Raw genomic sequence first — 16,850 nt, forward strand, 5'->3', positions numbered from 1 at the left:
GGGCTCAGTAGTCTTCGAATTCACCTTCCACGGCCTGAGACCGCTTCAGTTCCTCAAACTCGCTGCCGGTCATTTCGGGTTCGGCCTCGGGCTCGTAGGTATCGCCGTTCAGACGAACGTGGCAGAGCACGGGGATTTTCTTCCGTTCGGGTCCGTCCTGGGCGGAGGCTGCCGCTTTGGCTTTTGCTTCAGCTTCTGCTTTCGCCTTTGCATCAGCCTCCGCCATCGCGTCAGCCTCGGCTTTCGCCTTCGCATCGGCTTCAGCTTTCGCCTTTAATTCGGCCTCTGCTTTTGCCGCCTCATCAGCCGCCGCTTTTTCTGCAGCTTCATCCGCTGCTTTCTGTTTCGCTTCGGCTTCTGCCTTTGCCGCCGCGTCTGCGGCCTCTTTGGCGGCTGCCTCGTCAGTGGCGGAAGACTTTGCGTCGGTCGATGCGGCCGTCTTGGGAGAACTGGTTTCATTGGATTGCTTGCGGGTTGCCATGATGTTTCTCCGTGGCTCTTCAGAAGAAGTACGAGGCGCGACCTGGGGTCCTTATGGGCCGAATTGCCGTCAACCACCCGAAAGCCAGATTGCGCGGGTAGTGCTGGGGGCCTTGCGAGCCGTACCAGACGCCTCTCTCAGGTATTCAAAAGGCCGCTGTTTCCACTGGACCTGTGGGTCCGCCTGCCAGTGGAGGGGCTTCGCTTGGAGAGCCTTCAGTCCAAAGGCCCTCCTTGCTCGCGGCGCTCCCCGAGGAAACCGCTTAGACCGGGTTCTGGATCAGATAGCCCACGTCTTTGGCGACTATCTCTTCCTTGACCCGTTCGCCGGAACGGATGCGGAAACCGCCTTCAAGGCCGATATCCGGATCTTCGATACGGCCGGCAACCTTGGTGCCGTACTGAGCCGTGAAGCCCCAGGTCACTTCATTTTCGATGTGGGCGGTCGGATCGGTGTAGTGCGCGGCAATGAAGTTGCCCCAGGCACGGGTGAGATTGGCCGCTTGCCCAGGACGGGCGGTGTTGACATGGGCATCGCCCACAAGCACCTGCTTGATCTCAAGCAGCTCGGCGAGCTGCTGCTTGGTGATGAACCCTTCGTTGGTCAGATTGCCCTTGATGGCGTTGACCAGTTTCGGGTGTCGCTTCAACCAGTTCCAGACCACATTGCCCATCGACAGCTGATTGGGGCGGTAGATCAGGGTGCCCTGCAGGGCGGTGTCCAGGACACCGAGCGGGTCGGAATTGGCGTAGTCGGACAGCTTGTCGGTGCCGACAAGGGCGACGCGCCGTGATGCATCGTAGTTGTTCGGATCCTGTACCCTGGCAGCGACCCGGACTTCGCGGTCAAGCTGAGTGATCTTGGTCAGCATCATGACCGAATGCTGTTCGGGATCGTAGGTCGAACGCTTTTCCTTGCGCGCGGCAGCGGCAGCATTGATGTCGGAGTTCGGGATCGGAACGTCGAGACCGTAATCCTTCACCGAACTTTCCCGCTCGGACCCGGAGAACACGATCTGATTGACCTGACCGCGCCGGCCGACTTCCGTGTCGGGCACGGTGAAAGCCTCGGCAATCGGATATTCGGTCCACTTGAACTGCTCGCCGCCGACGCTTTGACGGGGCATGACATCATCGGCAATCAGGGACTGTGCCGGATTGGAATAGCCGATCGCGATTGCGGTCAGGATCGGATCGACGACAAAGGGGCGTTTGGTAGCCATTTTAAAGTGCCTTTAAACTCGCGGCCGATCAGACCGGCGTGTTGAGAATGCCAGGGGCGATGACTGCGGAGAACTGATCGTCCATGGTCGCATCCTGCAGCGCATAGCCTGCGTAGCGGACAACTGAGCCGGCCACCGGCACCGCCTTGACCGCCTTGCCGTTTGCGTCCGAGGTGAAGAAATCACCGAAATCGAGGTCCCCACCAGCTGTGACGGGTGCGGGACCGGACAGGATGACATCCGCCATGTCACCGGCATCGATGTCGAAGGTGTCGGCCACGCCGATGATGAGATCAGTGGCGTCGGAGGCGGTTTCGACTTCCTTGTCGACGGCAGACGCCGCGACGAGGCGCAACCCGGACACCGCCGTGTTCGCCCGGAAAGATTTGATGAGCGGCATCATGTCAGCCGTTTCCTTTCACGTGATTGACCGCCTGAGCGATATCGATGTGGATACCCTTGGCGGCCTGCTCTGCCTGATAGGCGGTTGCCTTGGCCGAAAGGGTGACGGGATCGCCCGGCTCATCGTCAGACAAAGTAGTTTTGTCATCGAGGCCGGACGGAGCGAGACCTTTGGCGGTCGCGCCCAGGAGGGCTTTGACCTGGTCAAACCCTTCGTCGGTCGCGCAGAGCTTTTCGTAATGGTCGCGCTGAGCGGGAAAGATCTTCTTGTCGGCGAGCGCGCCTTCCAGCAGATCATCAACGTCCTTCTTGCGACCATCCGCTTTCAGGGTTGCAAGCTCTTGAGTGGCGGCCGACAGCTTGGTCAGCGCCTCATCGTGAACGGATTTATCGACCTTGCCGGTCGACAGGCCCGTGATGGCTGTCAGGCATGCAGCCTCATCGGCATCCGTACCCAGGCCTAGGGCCTCGGCAATAGACTTGATCGGCATCTGATTTTCCTCTGTTGCAGTCTCGGGAGAAGCGTGAGCAAGCGCCGGCATGGCGAGTGCCGGAGCCGCCACAAGAGCGACGGAATGCAGCCAAACGGCCTTGCCTTCCTTGGTGTGAGGGAAAGTCGGGGAAATGAAGCGCCGGCTTTTTTCGGCCAGCACTTTCTTGCCGGCATCCAACCAGTCGACGCGGCCATACAGCCCATCCGGCTTGGCAGCCATTTCCTTGATCCAGCCAACGGCGGCCGGCTTGTCGTTTTTCGAAATGCCGTGGTCGAGGTCGACAGGGATATCGATACCATCGGCGTTGAACCGGGCAGCGAGCGCCTCGGCGTCGAAGATGAAGAAGCGACCGTCGCGGGTCGTTACCTTACCGGCCGGAAGGATCTTGATCCATTCCGGCACGGCGGCCATTTCAGCGGCAGCACCGGCCGTGGCGATTTCCGTAACCACGGCACCATGGGCAATGTCAGAAGGAGAGGCGGTCTGCTTTGTCATGCCGCCAAGCTAGGCTGGCGCGCGCATGCCAGCGGGGCTGACAACTGTCAGCCGCAGCACCGGGAGCAATTTTTGGGGATGGGTGGACCGTATCAGACCGGATTTGAAAGCGCTACCCGCATCTGGGTCTCACGTACGCAGGCAAGATCGTTTTTAAACGGGGTTTAAACAGGCGTGAGCGCCTTCGTGCCTGTTTCGCGGGGCATTGGGCGTCAAAGCCCTTCCTCGGGCTTCTCAGCCGGTTTTTCTCGCGCCTAAAAATTCGGGAAGAATTCGCACCTCTATGATGTTGTCAGATCGGTTGGAAAAACGCATATTCATATTCGTGGCGGCGCGAAGTCGATGGTGCCGGCCGAATGCGGCCGCGAGGGGTCACGTCCTCCCGCTACTTTACTCCTTCTCAATCCATTTCAATGCACGGCGCTGATCGACCTGATAGATCGTGTGCAGCCGCAGGAAGCCATCCGCTGAGCGTTTGATGACCAGCTTCCACCAAGAAAGCCCCAGGCTGATATAGACCGCCCGTTCATTTTCCGATCGACCTTCGTCAACGATCGTTCCCAGATCAAGCATGTCCTGGACGATGCTGAAGGTGTCGATCGTCACCACTGCATGCTTTGCTGTCTTTGCCTGGATGGTATCGGTAGATGCCACGATCAGGGATGTCTTTGCGTCCAATGCTTCTTGTAGCTGTGGGGCGACCGCGACAGGAAGGTGCACCCGTTCCTTCAGCCCCGCGATCACTTCAGGAGTGCGGCCAGAGAACAGCTCCTGGATGCGGCCACGAGCAACATCGGGACCGGCTGCATCCAGTTCCTCGTTCAGTCGGTCAATCAGGGTGCGTGCACGGGACCGGCCGGGGTTGGTGTGCCAGCCCGGATCGATCCCGACTGGAACCTGTTCTTCGATGTCCCGGCGCTTGTGCTTGAAGGTTCTGGTTTCAATCTGAGGGGCTGTCTTTTCGATCCGGACCCACTCTCCATCAATCGTTAACCCGCCATCGGAAATCAGCCGGTTCGCTTCAAATCTGGTGACCTGACGGACGGCACATTTGCAACCCCAGCCATTCGGCGGGAAATGCGTGTTCCAGAAAGGGTCATCGACAGGCAGAAGAATACCGGCCCAGACGAGGTGTTCCGGTCGCGGATCGGAGGCAACGGAACGCACGTAGAGCAGATAGGGCAAAGCGCGCTTAGTTCGCTGAGCACGCTCCCATTGTCCCGCAGCTCGAGCGGAACGCATGTTTGACCAGAAGATTGTCTTCAGCCGGCGCGACCGGGAAAAGTCGACCAGGCTGTCCTCCGCGATGCCTGTTGGGTCCTTGACCCTGCGCGGCCCCCACCAACCAATCTTGGTGAGATCAGTGGCAATCTTCTTCTTCCAGGTGTCGAAACTTTCGCCGTTGGTGATCGCATCGTCTAGCGACTTCTGGAATGTGCCGAGCAGCTCCGTATCAACGGCCTTGGCAACCGTGAACGCAAAGGCATGTTCCTGCGCCCAGACATCCACCCACGAGAAGCCCGGCCGAAGCCGTTTCTGCCGGAAGTAATCCGTGACCTCTCGCGGTGTTTCGAAGTCCTTTGAGGTTTCGGCCAAATCAGTCCTCGTCTCTCACATCACCAAGGCCACGGGTAATTGCCGTGAACCGGGCAAGCGACTGGCGCATTGGTTCACTGTCTGGGCCGGCCTGGTCGAGACGGCGGCGCACGTCCTCAAAGTCGCTCGCTTCCAGAATGATCTTGCGAAGCGGTGCCAGGAGCGGATCGGTGACCGGCTCCCAGTCGATCGACCCGAACAGGCGGTCGAACTCGTCCAGGTCCGGGTTGGGATCGGAACTCAGGCTTGCGCAAGTCGCGCAGGCACAGCCAGCGACATGGGCGGCAAGCTTCGCTTTGTCACCTTCAGTCTCTGATCCGTTCTTTGTCGTTTTCGGATCGTTGGCCGGCGTCTCCACCTTCGCCACTGCCGGCGCTGTCAGGATCTCTTCATCTTGAGACGGCTCAGACAAGGCAAGCTTCTCGCGGACTTCCCGCTGCCCCACCTTCAACCCCATAGGCACCAATGTGCCGAGGGCGTTGGTGAGCGCCTCAAGATCTTCCGGCTGCGCGACCGGGAAGGAGACGAGCGGATAGACCTCCTGAGGGCCGAAGTTCATATTGACGAACGGAATGATCAGATCGCGGTTATAGGTGGCCGCCATCTGTTTGCCGTCCGCCTCGTTGATATCGAGACGCACCTCGTTATGGATTGCCGCCTGGGCAAGCGACGATCCATCATCGGCGGTCATCGTCTGGCCAACCACGACTTTCGAGACCTGCCGATCGACATAGTCGAGCAGCTCGCCGAAGACAGCCGAGCCATGGGAGCCTTCCACCTTGTGGAATTCAACGTCCATTCCCTGAGGGATGATGGCGGCCGCGTCGTTGGCGATCGCCTTTACCGCGCGGAGCAGAGTGCGCTTGTCCTGGTCGCTCGCCGTCGAGTGATAGCGGCCGACGCGGATCGGGATGCCGTAGATCTCGGAAAATGCCGCCCAGTCTTTCAGGCCGAACGACTGGATCAGGAATGCCCAGGCGGCCGGTCGGGCAAGGCCACGCCGCAACGGGATGCCAGCCTTGGTGCGAGGTTTGTGCACGATGAACTTCGCAGGCGGAAGTTCTTCGCCGTCAAGGTTGGTGTCAGTCGCCAGCAGGAGCTGCGTTAGCGATTTGCGATCGAATTGGAAGTAGCGCGGATCTCGCCATTTGTACTCCACCGGCCGGAGCGCCTTGCGCTCATACTCCCACATGATCTCGCAGACCGAATAGCCTTTGCCAATACCGTCTGTAAGTTCCCCGGTGGTCTCGTTGATATCCGCCCCATCCATCAGTTCCTTGACCGCGTCAACGATCTTGGTTGGTACACCCTCAGCAGCTTCCACGACAGGCGACAGGCCCTCGATCGCCAAGCGGCGGGTCTGCAACTGCGATGCATAGTGAAGGTAGCGTTCCTCCATTTCTTCAGCGAGCGTGAGATAGGCGCGCGCGTGGCCGTTCTGCGCATCGATCAGGATCTGAGCCAAACGACCGGGAGTGAGGCCTGAGGCTTCCCGGTCCTCGATCGTGCGCCGCACCCCCATGATTTCCGGGGTGGCGATTTCCTTGGACAAGGCGGCCTTTTCGATCGGCCGGCCATATTGGTCGATAAGCCCTACCAAAGCTGCCTCCCTGAGGTGTCGTTAAAGGCGCTGTCGGAAAGCGGGCTCTGCGAGGCCGTTTCTTCCTGCGCGGTGTAGGCGTATTCCGGAATGTCCCGCTCACTCGCAAAGTGGCCGAGCAGGCAGGCGATGCCGGCATCGCCGTGGCGCTTGCGTCCCCGCTTCGCCTTTTCAAGCGTGCGTTCATCGCTCGGGATCTGGGCCACGCCCTGGATCTGTTTGAAGCTCCTGAGATCCTGAAGGACATCGTCGTCGCGCGGGATTGACCGGATATCGCCATCTTCAAAAGCCTGTTTGAACTTCGGCGTATTCTCCCGGTACCACTCCTTGGAAAACTTGATCGCAGCAATCATGTGTTCGCCGAATTCTTGCTGCGCGACCTCAGCGAGGTAGGCTCCGTTGCCACCGGCGTCCATAGCGCCACCGGCAAAGCGCGGCAGGCCCCGGATCAGGTAGAAAAGGATTTGCTTCTGCTGCTCATAGGGAACGTTGCGCAGTTCGATCGTGAACGGCGTATCGAGGCGGAGATCCCGCCCGATAGAAAACGGCCACAAAACACTAAGGTCGGCAACGCGTGCAAAGTCTTCCCCGAAGACATGGCGCTGGCGTTTGTCGAGATCTGCGAGCAGCGGCCCGACCTCGCGATCGAGCCAATCTTCGACATAGGCAATCCGAACGGCCTCGGGTTTGAAAACGAAGTCGTCGCTGCATTCGAGGCGAACAACGGGAATGCCGTCCGCCATACGGGAGCGGATCAGCGCACCATTGAGGAAAGCCCCGGAGCCCTTTGACGGAATGCAGAACAGCTCTTCGTCAGCATCATCGCCATAGTCTTTCAGGATACCAGCGCGCCACTCAGCTTCGCCCTCGGGCGTCCACTCGTTTCCAGTCCGGAGACAGATCCGCTGGTAAAGCCCATCCCTCAGAGCATCGTCAAAATCGAAGCGGACGATCTCATAGCTTTTCTTGCCGGCGCGACAGTCCTGGATCAGCTCGTTGAACGGATTGTCTTCCCCATCATGGGTGGAAATGATGCAGACCTTGCCGCCCCAGATCAGGAACGCCATGGCGGCCTTGATCAGTTCCTTCAGATCGTCATGGAACGCGGCCTCATCGACAATGACAAAGCCTTGCCGGCCACGAAGGGATCGGGGTTTGGAGGTAAGCGCAACGATCTCGAAGCCGCTCGCAAACTGGATCCGGAACGCCTGGATGAAGCGGTCGGCACCCTTCTCATCCCTGCCATCCGGAAACAGGTACTCCTTGACGCTCGCAGCGATGTCGTAAAACGACTTCGCCCACATGCCGCAAACGTCGATGAACTCGCGCGCCATGTCGAGGTTGTAGCCGATGTACATGGCATCCATGCCACCGGCAGATCGTGCCGCGCCGGCTGTCAGCACGGCCTGTGCCCCCAGCGCCCAGGTGGCCCCGGTGCGCCGGCTCTTTTCGACAATGACGACTGAATGGATCGACGTGGCAGAGAGAAGCCGCTTCTGATAGTCGAGCAGCACATCGACATGGTCGATGTCTGCAAGTTCCTGCAGCTCAGGCGGAAGGCCGTAGAGCGAAGCGGTTCGCAGCTCCTGCCATTCCTCCTGGGTAATGGCACGGCCGATCTTGAATTCGTCCTGGTCGGAGACAGCGCTCATATATCAAGCCCGAGGATCTTGGCCTTGATGGCGCGGACAGTGTCCTGGGTAAAGCCTTCGGCCTTTGCCACCTGCTCGATCGCTTGGGTGGCTTTGTCTGCAAAGTCTTTCTCAACCTTCTGCCGTCGTGTGGTCGAAACACCCTGTGCCTGACACGCTGCCCGCAGAGCATTGGCAAGGTTCATGGCACCCTTAGGATCGACACCGCTTTCGCCGGCATCGGTCAAGAGTTCGAAGACCAGCGTCTTGATGGCCTCGGCCGCGATAAGGGTGAGATCGTCGGACGCCTCTGCGTCGAACCGCTCGGAGATCGTCGCGGCGATGGCGCGAGTGTCTTCCAGCCGGCGTGTCAAATGCGCCTGCTTGATGGAATAGCGATTGAAGGCGGAAAAGGACGGTATCTTGAAGTCGAGTTCGCCGCGATGATCTTTCTGCAGCTCTTCAAGCTTCAGATAAAATTCTTCGTAGATTTCCTTTTGAGTGTGCTCGCGCCCGCGCAGCTCGTTGGCCGCCCAGACAATGATTTCATCACATTCAGGCGGCAGTTGCTCGATCGCGGAGAGACGGCCACGGCCTTTGCGGCGATTTGCCATTTTAGCCCTCCACGGAAGGACGGCCAACGCCTTCCAGGAATGCCCGGCGCTCCACATGGTCGAGGCCAGCCCGCAACAGCTTCACGACCAGGACACTTCCAACCTCTTTCACGCTGACGGCGTTCAAGCCTTCAAGCATTCGGATCTGAGTGCGGACATAGTCGCGGGTTTTGAGGTGCCCGAAATTCTCAAGAACCTTGGTAAGGATGGTTTCATTGAGCTGATGATCATTCTGGCCGGCTAGCTCTTTCAGCATGATCAGCCGGCAGTCAGCGGCGACAACGTCGAGATAACTCATGTCAGTTGCTCTCCTTCATCAGAAAGCCTTCAACGCGGCGGACAGTGCGTGAGATCCCGGACAGGCTTTCGTCCAGCCGCCCGACCGTCCCGTCCAGTTGAGCCATGGCCAGTTTGAGTTCGTTCACATCGTCTTTGTTCGGCAGATGCTTCAGTTCGCTTTCGATCGACTGCACGCGCCGATCCAAATCAACCAGCTTGGCGTCAACCGCTTTGAGGTGTTCCGCATTGGCTTTGGCCTTGGAAGTGATCCAGGCGTACACGGACGTGAGCAGCGATATCGCGAGCGCCACCACACCAAGCCATTCCTTCAATCCATCTGGCATCGGGCCTTCTTTCTAGTCTTCACCGAACAAATGCCGACGCAGGATCAAATCAAGTTCGGTGGGTGTTAAAAGCATCATGTCCGGGTGGTCATCTGGACTGTTGCGGTCGGGCAACTCGCAGATATCCGTGGTGATTGCGCCAATCACTTTGCTTCTGGCATTTTCGCCAAGCCCTGAGAGGTCTGGCGGCTGCGTTTGAAGGCCTGCGAAATAGAGGTTCGCAAGAACTTGCGCATCCATCCGTCCCGCCAGATATGCAGCTTCTTCCCCCGGCGTTTTCTGCATTGCAGGGGCCTCACTTCAGGATCTTGATGGCACCGACAATCGTGCCGGTGTAAAACAGCCAGCGGATCATCTGCCCGCCCCATTCTTCCAGGATGGGGACTGTGGCCACCTTCCAACCGAACAGAAAAACGCTGTCCAGGATCACAGCCGCCCACCAGAAGCCGAGCGGCAAAACAAACAGGCCGGCGAACACCCAATAAAGCAGGTACTCGAATTTCGATTTCTGGAGATCCGCCATGATGCGTGATTCAGAGACTGCCGCCTTGACCACCTCAATGGTGGTCTGGGACTTGATCCGCTCCCGCTCGGTTCCGAGCGCGGCTTTCTGCTCCATGTAGCGGAGCGCCTTGTCGACCAGGCCGGAGCTGGCGAACTTGAGAACCCAGGCAAGAAGGAAGCTCATCCGATGTGCCTCCATTCCTTGGCATCGTAGAGCCGGCGCAATTTGATCTTGCGGGCAACGAGGTAGACAGCGACACCAATGGCAATGAGGGCGAGCCATTTGTTGCTGGAGATCAGTTGCAACACCGGCTGCACCATCCCGGCAACCTCCTGGATCGTGTCGGAAACGCCTTTGAGAGATTCAAGACCCTTCACGCCCGGAACCGTCTCCAAGGTTTCAGCGCCGGCACCTGTCGCCAGCACACCGATTCCGATCCGGGTCAGCCAGTCGGCCTGCTTGATGGTTTCCGAACCGGCCTTCCGAAGGTCTTTGACAGTGAGGTTTTCGCGGGTACCACCCGGCTGGTCTTTCACCGGGATGGCCTTGTCCAGCATATCGCTGGTCTTGGGACCGACGACACCGTCCGGCTGCAAGCCGTTGTCCGCCTGAAACGCAATGATCTGACGGCGGGTGGCCGGACCAAAATCACCGTCCGGTTTGACGTGATAGCCGAGGTTGACCAACCGCTCCTGGAGCGCCTTCACCCGGTATCCCTCGGACCCGAGGCGCAGCAAGCCGGGGTTATAGTCCACTCGACCCGTCTTGTTGGCGATCCGCTCATAGGCGGCTTTCATCAGGCCGGCATAACGCGCCACCTGTCCTGGGCCATTGTAGCGCCGGGCTATCGCGCGCCAATCGCGGTCGCGGATCGCCTGCAACAAGCCCACGCGCTCCAGATAGGTCAGGAAGGCTTCGATCTGATTGGCTTCGGTCTCGGCCAGCGCCAAGACGAATTCCTGCACGGTCGCATAGCCGCACAGCTGAGCGTTGAAGCCCATGATTTGCGGGCCGGCGTAGGAAGCCGAACGCAGGCCGGCTGTTTCCTCCAGCTCGACCATGGCTTCCAAACGATCCCAACGGGCATCAGAACCGGAGCCGCCCAAGCCTTTGTAGTTGGCCTTGCCCCACTTCGGTACCGCAAGGCCAAGGCGCTTGGCCTTGTTGCGCAGGTTCTGTGGAAGCTCCCGCCAGAAGACATGCTTTTCGGTGAGAATGATTAGGCGGCCCTTGTCATCAAAGGCGCGGCCATTGCTTTCGACTTCAAGGATCGCCTGCAGCACAGCAACTTCGCACTGCATGCGCGCGGCGGCCAGTCGGAGGACGCTGTCGTCGCTGAGCTTTCCTCCGCCTTGCCGGAGTTTGAAAATGATATCGGACATCGGGCCTCATCCTGGCGTCTAGGGAGGCCTTCAAGATCTGTTTTTCAGTGGGAATAGCGGGGCTGACAGGTGTCAGCCAGAGCGATTTAGCGTTCGGGAAGAGAATTTGAACGCCGTTTAATCGCTTGTCAAATGCCTAGAACAGCGAGCCTTGCTTGCTGTCTTCCTCTTCCCGGATCTTCTTGCGCATCCGGAACGCGGAGCGCTCCGACAGGCCGGCCCGCCGTGCGGCCTCGCGGGCGCTTGTACCCGCTTCCAGTTCCCTTGCAAGCCGGGTTCGCGCCTTTGCCATGCAGCCGGCCGGACCACGGGGAATGACAACGTGTCGAGCGCCAGCCTCGCGACCTTCCGGGGACAGGGTCCGCAGATGCTTGCAAATCAGGTCTGCCGCCTCTCGGCCGACAGTTTTCACGAGCCAATGATCGTCGGAGGCACGGGAAGGTATCGTGACGCGTGTCCCCCCGACCCGCTCGGCAATCGCGAACGCTGCCGGAAAACCGGCAATCTCCGCAATCTCTCCAAGCAGGCCGGGCAGGTCCTCGTTCATTTCTTCACCGACCGATAGAACTTGCCGAGCCGGTTCATGAGCTGGATCCAATCCGTGGAGTTCAGTGAACCCGGATAGTCTTTGCCACAGCACGCGACCATGTAAGTCGTAAGATTTTGCGCGGGCTCTTTGCCGACCTTTGCCAACTCCGCCCAGATGTGCAGGCAGATCTGAAACCGATAGTCGTTCAGAATTGGGGACTGGTTTTGATCCTGGGTGAACAGGTCGTAATTCTGCGTTGACCGGCGCAACCACATCTTCAGCGCATCTATCGCCTTGTTGGCGTCTCGGCCGTCCTGCAGAAACCGATGATGATCCAAACCGGTCTGACGCTGCAGGAACGCGGTCATGGCCTCATCGCTCTTGTTCGCGATGACACCGAGATTGTAACCGGCGATCCAGAGCGCCTGCAGCTTTTTGGCAAACTTGCCGGTCGCCCTCTTGCCCTGGGCCGCATTGGGGTCCTGTTCGGGCAGAAGCCGCTGCAGTGCAGAGATGACCTTCAGTTGCTCGGCTGATGCCATGCCCTTGCAGGATCGTTTCCCGGTTTCCCGCTCCAGCAGGTCCCGGTACGTATCATCGTCCAGGTTGGCGTTTTTCTTCAGGACATGGATCTTGGCGTAGGCGTTCATGATCCGGCCCTTTCCTTCTTGATCTCGTTGACTTCAATCATCGCTGCCGCAGCTAGTCGCATGTAACTGGGCCGCCGTTTCTGCCAGTCCTCGGCAAGGCTGGTGTCGGTGTCAGCGCTCAAGGGCTTCTCGATCGAGGACAGGCCGTCCAGCGTCAGTGTGCTGGCAACATGAGGCGCGTAGACGGTCTTGAACATCGCAAAGGCAATCCGCTCAAGTTGGCTCATCTGCGTTAGTCCTTGTAGGGTAAGCGGCCCTGGGCATATCCACCCACCGCACCTGCATCACCCATCGGTTCCATCCGGGTGGCTGGTTGCGGCGTGGCTTCCTGCCGGGCCTCAAGTTCACGTTGAAGGAGTTCGTTGGTCACCTGCTGAAGATCGCCCAGAAGGGCCTTCCGGTTTTGCAGGCGGTACCGGCTGTTCTCGGCCTTGCGCAGCAAAAGGGCACGCCTGTCGCGCAAGGCATCGGTCTCACTCAACACACGATGATCGGAGTTGGCGAGGCGGCGCATCTTATGAAGCTCCGGCCAGTTGTTTTTGCTGTGAGGCGCCATCCACGCCGTGGGACAGGTTGACGTCCTTTGCGGCAATGAAACCGGAAGCAACCACTTCATGGAAACGGACGGAACCCGACCGTTTTTTAATTGCCTCTAGGTTTGGAAACAGTTCCTCTTTGGCATGGATCGAAGCCTCAAGTTCCTTGCGGTTCGCAACGCCCTTGAAAAGCTCCAGAAGCCGTTCCTGCAGCCGGATTGCCATACCAAGCTTAAAGTCTGATACGGCCTGTCTCTTTGTCGCTTTCGACCTTCGGCGGCGATAGAACGTTGACTTGCGAAAGTCCCGAACTGCTTTCTTGATTGCGCGATCGCAAACGACCCAGAGATACGCGGCAATCTCGGGGCCTGGTTCTTTCCCGATGAACGTCAACCGATTACAATTCTGGTCACATTCCAGCACGAATGCACAATTCGTGCAGAGCGCAATGATGGTCCAGAGACGGCTTTCCGGGGCTTGACCGCGCGTATCGCATCTGGCCGAACTTTGATGGATCTCAAGATCCAGTTCCGAAAGACCAGCTTCTCTCATCAGGTCCGCTGCCTTGGCGGCGGCTGCCATCGCTTCCGCCTCGGTACAGCCATTCGCAGTCGTCTTGTCGCGCAAAGCATTGATGCGCTGTTTCAAACGATCAAGATCCATCGCCGCTTCCTCTCACAGCTTCGCTCCAACGCTCAAAGGCAACTCCGGATTTTTTATCCGCGTCGTAGAACGCACTTTCAGCCTTGTCCGCCGCCAGCCGTGTCTCGAGCATCTTCTGTTCGGCCTTGGCCCGTGCGAGACGGGCCTGGTCGTATTGGATACGGAGATCTTCGCTATTCACTTTCGACCTCCCGCACTGCGTCCACGATCTGCACAAGATCGTCGTATTCATCGGCAACCGACAGCAACCCGTAGGCGTGGCCATCTTCCCAAGCCTTTTCAAACATGAGGTCCAAGGCTTGCTTCGGCAGGTGTTCCACACCGTGGCGCTGCTCAAGTTGTTGCCGGATGTAAGCTTCACTGGACATCGCAACCCCCCTGGGCGTTCGAGATTGCGATCTCCAGGGGTGTCTCAACTTTGCGAAGGGCAGGCTTCTCATAGCCAAAGCGCTGGAGGTAAGTCCTGCGAGCTGACTGCCACGCTTTTCTGGCTGCAGCGGGTGCACTCTTGAGCGCGGGGCGTTCAGCATCCAACCGGGCGATCCGGTCTTTCAGCGGCAAGCTGTCCGGAAAGTCTTTCGTGACCTCGAACACATACCGTTCTGCTGTAGCCTTGAAGGTTCCCATCGTCACGCCGCCTTCGCCAGATCGATCGTGATGGTTTCCCAGTCCGCGTCCGGATGGTCGCGGCGATAGAAGCGTAGGTAGCTCTTGGAGCCGGTGACACGCATGGAATCTTTCAGAGCCGCCATGGCCCGCTGCCAGCGGTCATCTTCAATGTCAAGGCGGAGCAGCATCAGGATCTCGGACTTGTTGATCTGCCCCTCTTTGTCTGTATTGAAGGCACGAGTGACGATGGTGCGGATCTCTGAGCGGCTGTCCGAGGACCATTCAATCAGGCACTCATCGATCAGGACCTTCGCGGTCTGGATCTCCGGGCCGAAGTCGATGAAATCCGCGACCTGCACCTGCACCTTCATGCAGCCGTCGATGGTCTGGAACGTGGTGTTGCCCTTTTTGCCGCCCTTGGTCGCGTCATACTGCTGAGCAAGCAGAGCGGTCAGCGCCAAGAGATCCGCAAAGGTGTGATTGCGAAACCGGGCGATCTGGCCGGACAGCTCTTCGGCGAAGCCGATCACCTTGCGCACCGTCTCGTCTTCCAGCTTGTGCTGCGGTTTGACGTTTTCCAGCGGCATCAGATTGTTCTTGGCGTCCCGCATATACTTCTGGCCGTTGATGATCTCGACACCATCTTCCGGTGCGCTCGATACGGCGGTTTCAGTTGCTGCATTTTCCATCTTTAAAGTCCCTTTAATGTCCCACTAAACGCCGGGAGATACTCAAGCTGCTCCGCCCTCGTCCGGCCCGTCCGCCGAAGTGCGGATCGGGTTGGAGTGGACGGGCACGGGCCGTTTCGCCTTGGGAAACAGCTCGATCTTCGGATCGGAGAGATCGACCAGGATGGCCGGTTCACGGACGGCATTGGCTTCCAGCTGCTTTGCCATCCGCACGCATTCGGTCAGGATGCAGCCGAGGGCGGCAGTCCGGTGCGCCGGCAATGTCAGTTCGCCGTGGGCGTTCTTTCGGATGTCCAGCTCACGCGCCAGAAACTCCAGATCTTCACTGAGCATGGCCGCCTCCCTTCAAGCGGGAGTGAGGACAACGGTTCCGGCAAGCCCGGTAGAGCTTCGACCGGGTTGAATTGGTCACCGCCCTGGGCTTTGCCTGCCAGTCAAGGCAGATGTGTCGCCCGATCTTCCCGAGGACGGGGCAATCAACCGTGACGCCCATAAGCGCGCCACGCACCTTGTCCTCGAGCTTCGATAGGTCCCCTCGATACTTGTTGCTGATGGTTTGGCTGATCACGGCCGGGGAGTAACCGAGTCTGGCAGCACACGCATTGAGACCTTCGCAATCGGTCATGAGCGCGAGTTCCTCGACCCAATCCGGTACGCCGCCCACCCAGGCGTTAACCGCCTTCTGTTGCATGGAGAGCGTGTTCATGCCGCGCACTCCTCAGCGACAGGACGCCCCATGATTTCCTTGCGGTTCGCGTCATAAACGACTTTGGTGCGCAGGATCTTGGGCGGATTTGGTCCTGTGTTCATGGAGGACTTCAAGCGCCAGATCTGCTGAACCTTCGGGGACGCCTGCCGCAAAACCTGCAGATACCCGGCGCGGCTCAAATGGGTCACATACCGCTTGGCGGTTTCCCTAGGCACCTCAACACTGTCTGTCGAGGCGGACACAGCCAGCTCAATCAGTGTGAAGGTGGACAAAGCCCGCATGGCGTTCCAAAGATGCAGCTGCGCCAACCCTTGCGTTCCAGGGGTGCCGTCTCGGTTGATGATCGGCGTGGCAGAAGGACGCTTGAGCAGGCGGTAGACATTGTGCAGGGCAGTGCCACCACCCGCCGTGTTCGCAAGCCTTTTCTGGTCGATCACTTCCAGGAAGCCAGCAGCGTGCAAGCGTTTCAGAAAGTCTCCAACGCAAGTATCGTCCCGGTCGTTGGACCGCAGAGCAACTTCCCGTCTGGTGAACGTCCTCCGGTCCTTTCCAAGATCGCGCACCACGCTCCAGTAATGATCGTGTCCGCGAAAGATCGGCGTGCCGGCTGTAACAGTCAGTTCAAGCTGGATGGACATCAGGCAGCCCTCCGATTGACGCGGCGGGGCGGTTCGCCGGTGTAGAACCAGCCGTTGTCGAATGACGCGGCGTCGAACTCTGCCTCCCGGCTGTTGCGGGCATGCTCCAGCATCTTGTTGAGGTTTACGACGATGCGCCGAGCTCGGCCCTGCGTCGTGTCGACCAGGACATCAAGGAGATCGTCATGGATTTCGAGGTGCGGGCAGAACAGGTTCGCCAACGCCCTGGCATCATCGATATCGCAAGGCTCAGCAGGTACCCATTCAAGCACCCGGTTATGCACTCGCTCGACCTTCATCAACTTTGCAGGCAGCTGCTCTTCACCGATCAGCAACACTGGCACCTGACTGTGCTCCTGGATCTCGCGAACCAGCTCCAGCATGCCCTTGTCGGCCAGCTTGTCCGCTTCATCGATGATCAGCGGCCGCGTATAATCGTCGCCCAGAACCATGATCGCTTCTTCAGTGAGATCGGCGATCGTCATGCGACCCGGCTTTGCGCCGGCTTCGATCAGCAGCTTTTGCAGAAAGGTTTTCTTGTTCCAGCTGTCGCCTACTTCAAGGCGCAAAGCCCCTTTTTTGTTGGTGGCATAAAGGGAGGCATAGGTTTTGCCGTAACCGGAAAATCCGTGGAACACGCCGAGGCCCGGCAGGTGCACTCCGCGGTTGATCAAAGTTTCCATCAAAACAAGAAACCGGGAAACGTTCTTCAGGGCTGCGAGGCCACCGGGATTGACAGAGTTGTCTCCGTTCGTCATTCTTCACTCCGTTATCTAGTTATC

Annotated in this window: 26 protein-coding genes; all 26 read right to left on the minus strand. The window is 58.9% G+C overall.

Annotation, left to right across the window (positions count from 1 at the left end; genetic code table 11):
• Positions 1–4: 4 nt before the first annotated feature.
• A complete protein-coding gene (locus FIV03_RS31750) occupies positions 5–481 on the minus strand; it encodes a hypothetical protein (RefSeq protein ID WP_209009912.1) in 477 nt (158 codons plus the stop codon).
• Between the two features lie 262 nt (positions 482–743).
• Positions 744–1,703: a capsid protein gene (locus FIV03_RS08880; RefSeq protein WP_152509303.1), complete on the minus strand. Its 960-nt coding sequence runs from the start codon at positions 1,701–1,703 to the stop codon at positions 744–746.
• A gap of 28 nt (positions 1,704–1,731) precedes the next feature.
• Positions 1,732–2,106, minus strand: a complete 375-nt coding sequence (locus tag FIV03_RS08885; protein ID WP_152507390.1) for a DUF2190 family protein — start codon at positions 2,104–2,106, stop codon at positions 1,732–1,734.
• A gap of 1 nt (position 2,107) precedes the next feature.
• Entirely contained in the window at positions 2,108–3,094 is a 987-nt protein-coding gene (locus FIV03_RS08890) for a phage protease (protein WP_152509304.1), read from the minus strand.
• A 390-nt stretch (positions 3,095–3,484) separates the two neighbouring features.
• Entirely contained in the window at positions 3,485–4,690 is a 1,206-nt protein-coding gene (locus tag FIV03_RS08895) for a phage minor head protein (RefSeq protein WP_152509305.1), read from the minus strand.
• A 1-nt stretch (position 4,691) separates the two neighbouring features.
• Positions 4,692–6,290, minus strand: coding sequence for a DUF935 domain-containing protein (locus FIV03_RS08900; RefSeq protein WP_152509306.1), 1,599 nt, complete (start codon positions 6,288–6,290; stop codon positions 4,692–4,694).
• Positions 6,284–7,942, minus strand: coding sequence for a terminase family protein (locus FIV03_RS08905; RefSeq protein WP_286202277.1), 1,659 nt, complete (start codon positions 7,940–7,942; stop codon positions 6,284–6,286). Before FIV03_RS08905 ends, FIV03_RS08900 begins: the two co-directional genes overlap by 7 nt.
• Entirely contained in the window at positions 7,939–8,535 is a 597-nt protein-coding gene (locus FIV03_RS08910; RefSeq protein WP_152507394.1) for a DUF3486 family protein, read from the minus strand. The genes FIV03_RS08905 and FIV03_RS08910 overlap by 4 nt, the downstream gene beginning before the upstream one ends.
• Position 8,536: 1 nt before the next feature.
• Positions 8,537–8,833 (minus strand): hypothetical protein, encoded by a 297-nt coding sequence (locus tag FIV03_RS08915; protein ID WP_152509307.1) that lies wholly within the window; start codon positions 8,831–8,833, stop codon positions 8,537–8,539.
• Position 8,834: 1 nt separating this feature from the next.
• Positions 8,835–9,158: a DUF2730 family protein gene (locus FIV03_RS08920; RefSeq protein ID WP_152507396.1), complete on the minus strand. Its 324-nt coding sequence runs from the start codon at positions 9,156–9,158 to the stop codon at positions 8,835–8,837.
• 12 nt (positions 9,159–9,170) lie between these two features.
• Positions 9,171–9,443, minus strand: coding sequence for a hypothetical protein (locus FIV03_RS08925; RefSeq protein ID WP_152509308.1), 273 nt, complete (start codon positions 9,441–9,443; stop codon positions 9,171–9,173).
• Between the two features lie 10 nt (positions 9,444–9,453).
• Entirely contained in the window at positions 9,454–9,846 is a 393-nt protein-coding gene (locus tag FIV03_RS08930; RefSeq protein WP_152509309.1) for a hypothetical protein, read from the minus strand.
• Positions 9,843–11,045 (minus strand): N-acetylmuramidase domain-containing protein, encoded by a 1,203-nt coding sequence (locus FIV03_RS08935; RefSeq protein WP_152509310.1) that lies wholly within the window; start codon positions 11,043–11,045, stop codon positions 9,843–9,845. Before FIV03_RS08935 ends, FIV03_RS08930 begins: the two co-directional genes overlap by 4 nt.
• Positions 11,046–11,181: 136 nt before the next feature.
• Positions 11,182–11,592: a hypothetical protein gene (locus tag FIV03_RS08940; RefSeq protein WP_152507399.1), complete on the minus strand. Its 411-nt coding sequence runs from the start codon at positions 11,590–11,592 to the stop codon at positions 11,182–11,184.
• Positions 11,589–12,224, minus strand: coding sequence for a regulatory protein GemA (locus FIV03_RS08945; RefSeq protein ID WP_152509311.1), 636 nt, complete (start codon positions 12,222–12,224; stop codon positions 11,589–11,591). The genes FIV03_RS08940 and FIV03_RS08945 overlap by 4 nt, the downstream gene beginning before the upstream one ends.
• The gene (locus FIV03_RS08950; RefSeq protein WP_152509312.1) at positions 12,221–12,451 is read right to left on the minus strand and encodes a hypothetical protein; all 231 of its coding nucleotides are present in this window, start codon (positions 12,449–12,451) and stop codon (positions 12,221–12,223) included. The genes FIV03_RS08945 and FIV03_RS08950 overlap by 4 nt, the downstream gene beginning before the upstream one ends.
• Positions 12,452–12,456: 5 nt before the next feature.
• On the minus strand, positions 12,457–12,738 hold the full coding sequence (locus FIV03_RS08955) for a gas vesicle protein V (RefSeq protein WP_152509313.1): 282 nt from the start codon (positions 12,736–12,738) through the stop codon (positions 12,457–12,459).
• A 1-nt stretch (position 12,739) separates the two neighbouring features.
• Positions 12,740–13,423, minus strand: a complete 684-nt coding sequence (locus tag FIV03_RS08960; protein ID WP_152509314.1) for a DUF2786 domain-containing protein — start codon at positions 13,421–13,423, stop codon at positions 12,740–12,742.
• On the minus strand, positions 13,413–13,604 hold the full coding sequence (locus FIV03_RS08965) for a hypothetical protein (protein ID WP_152509315.1): 192 nt from the start codon (positions 13,602–13,604) through the stop codon (positions 13,413–13,415). The genes FIV03_RS08960 and FIV03_RS08965 overlap by 11 nt, the downstream gene beginning before the upstream one ends.
• Entirely contained in the window at positions 13,597–13,791 is a 195-nt protein-coding gene (locus FIV03_RS08970) for a hypothetical protein (protein ID WP_152509316.1), read from the minus strand. Before FIV03_RS08970 ends, FIV03_RS08965 begins: the two co-directional genes overlap by 8 nt.
• Positions 13,781–14,050: a hypothetical protein gene (locus tag FIV03_RS08975; protein WP_152509317.1), complete on the minus strand. Its 270-nt coding sequence runs from the start codon at positions 14,048–14,050 to the stop codon at positions 13,781–13,783. The genes FIV03_RS08970 and FIV03_RS08975 overlap by 11 nt, the downstream gene beginning before the upstream one ends.
• Positions 14,051–14,052: 2 nt before the next feature.
• The gene (locus tag FIV03_RS08980; RefSeq protein ID WP_152509318.1) at positions 14,053–14,721 is read right to left on the minus strand and encodes a DUF3164 family protein; all 669 of its coding nucleotides are present in this window, start codon (positions 14,719–14,721) and stop codon (positions 14,053–14,055) included.
• Between the two features lie 42 nt (positions 14,722–14,763).
• On the minus strand, positions 14,764–15,054 hold the full coding sequence (locus FIV03_RS08985; RefSeq protein ID WP_152509319.1) for a hypothetical protein: 291 nt from the start codon (positions 15,052–15,054) through the stop codon (positions 14,764–14,766).
• Positions 15,044–15,427 carry a transcriptional regulator gene (locus FIV03_RS08990; protein WP_152509320.1) on the minus strand — a complete coding sequence of 128 codons (384 nt, stop codon included), beginning with the start codon at positions 15,425–15,427 and terminating at the stop codon, positions 15,044–15,046. The genes FIV03_RS08985 and FIV03_RS08990 overlap by 11 nt, the downstream gene beginning before the upstream one ends.
• A complete protein-coding gene (locus tag FIV03_RS08995) occupies positions 15,424–16,068 on the minus strand; it encodes a hypothetical protein (protein WP_152509321.1) in 645 nt (214 codons plus the stop codon). Before FIV03_RS08995 ends, FIV03_RS08990 begins: the two co-directional genes overlap by 4 nt.
• The gene (locus FIV03_RS09000) at positions 16,068–16,826 is read right to left on the minus strand and encodes an ATP-binding protein (protein ID WP_152509322.1); all 759 of its coding nucleotides are present in this window, start codon (positions 16,824–16,826) and stop codon (positions 16,068–16,070) included. The genes FIV03_RS08995 and FIV03_RS09000 overlap by 1 nt, the downstream gene beginning before the upstream one ends.
• Between the last annotated feature and the right edge of the window lie 24 nt (positions 16,827–16,850).

This window comes from Labrenzia sp. THAF187b, assembly GCF_009363375.1.
GTDB lineage: Bacteria > Pseudomonadota > Alphaproteobacteria > Rhizobiales > Stappiaceae > Roseibium > Roseibium algicola.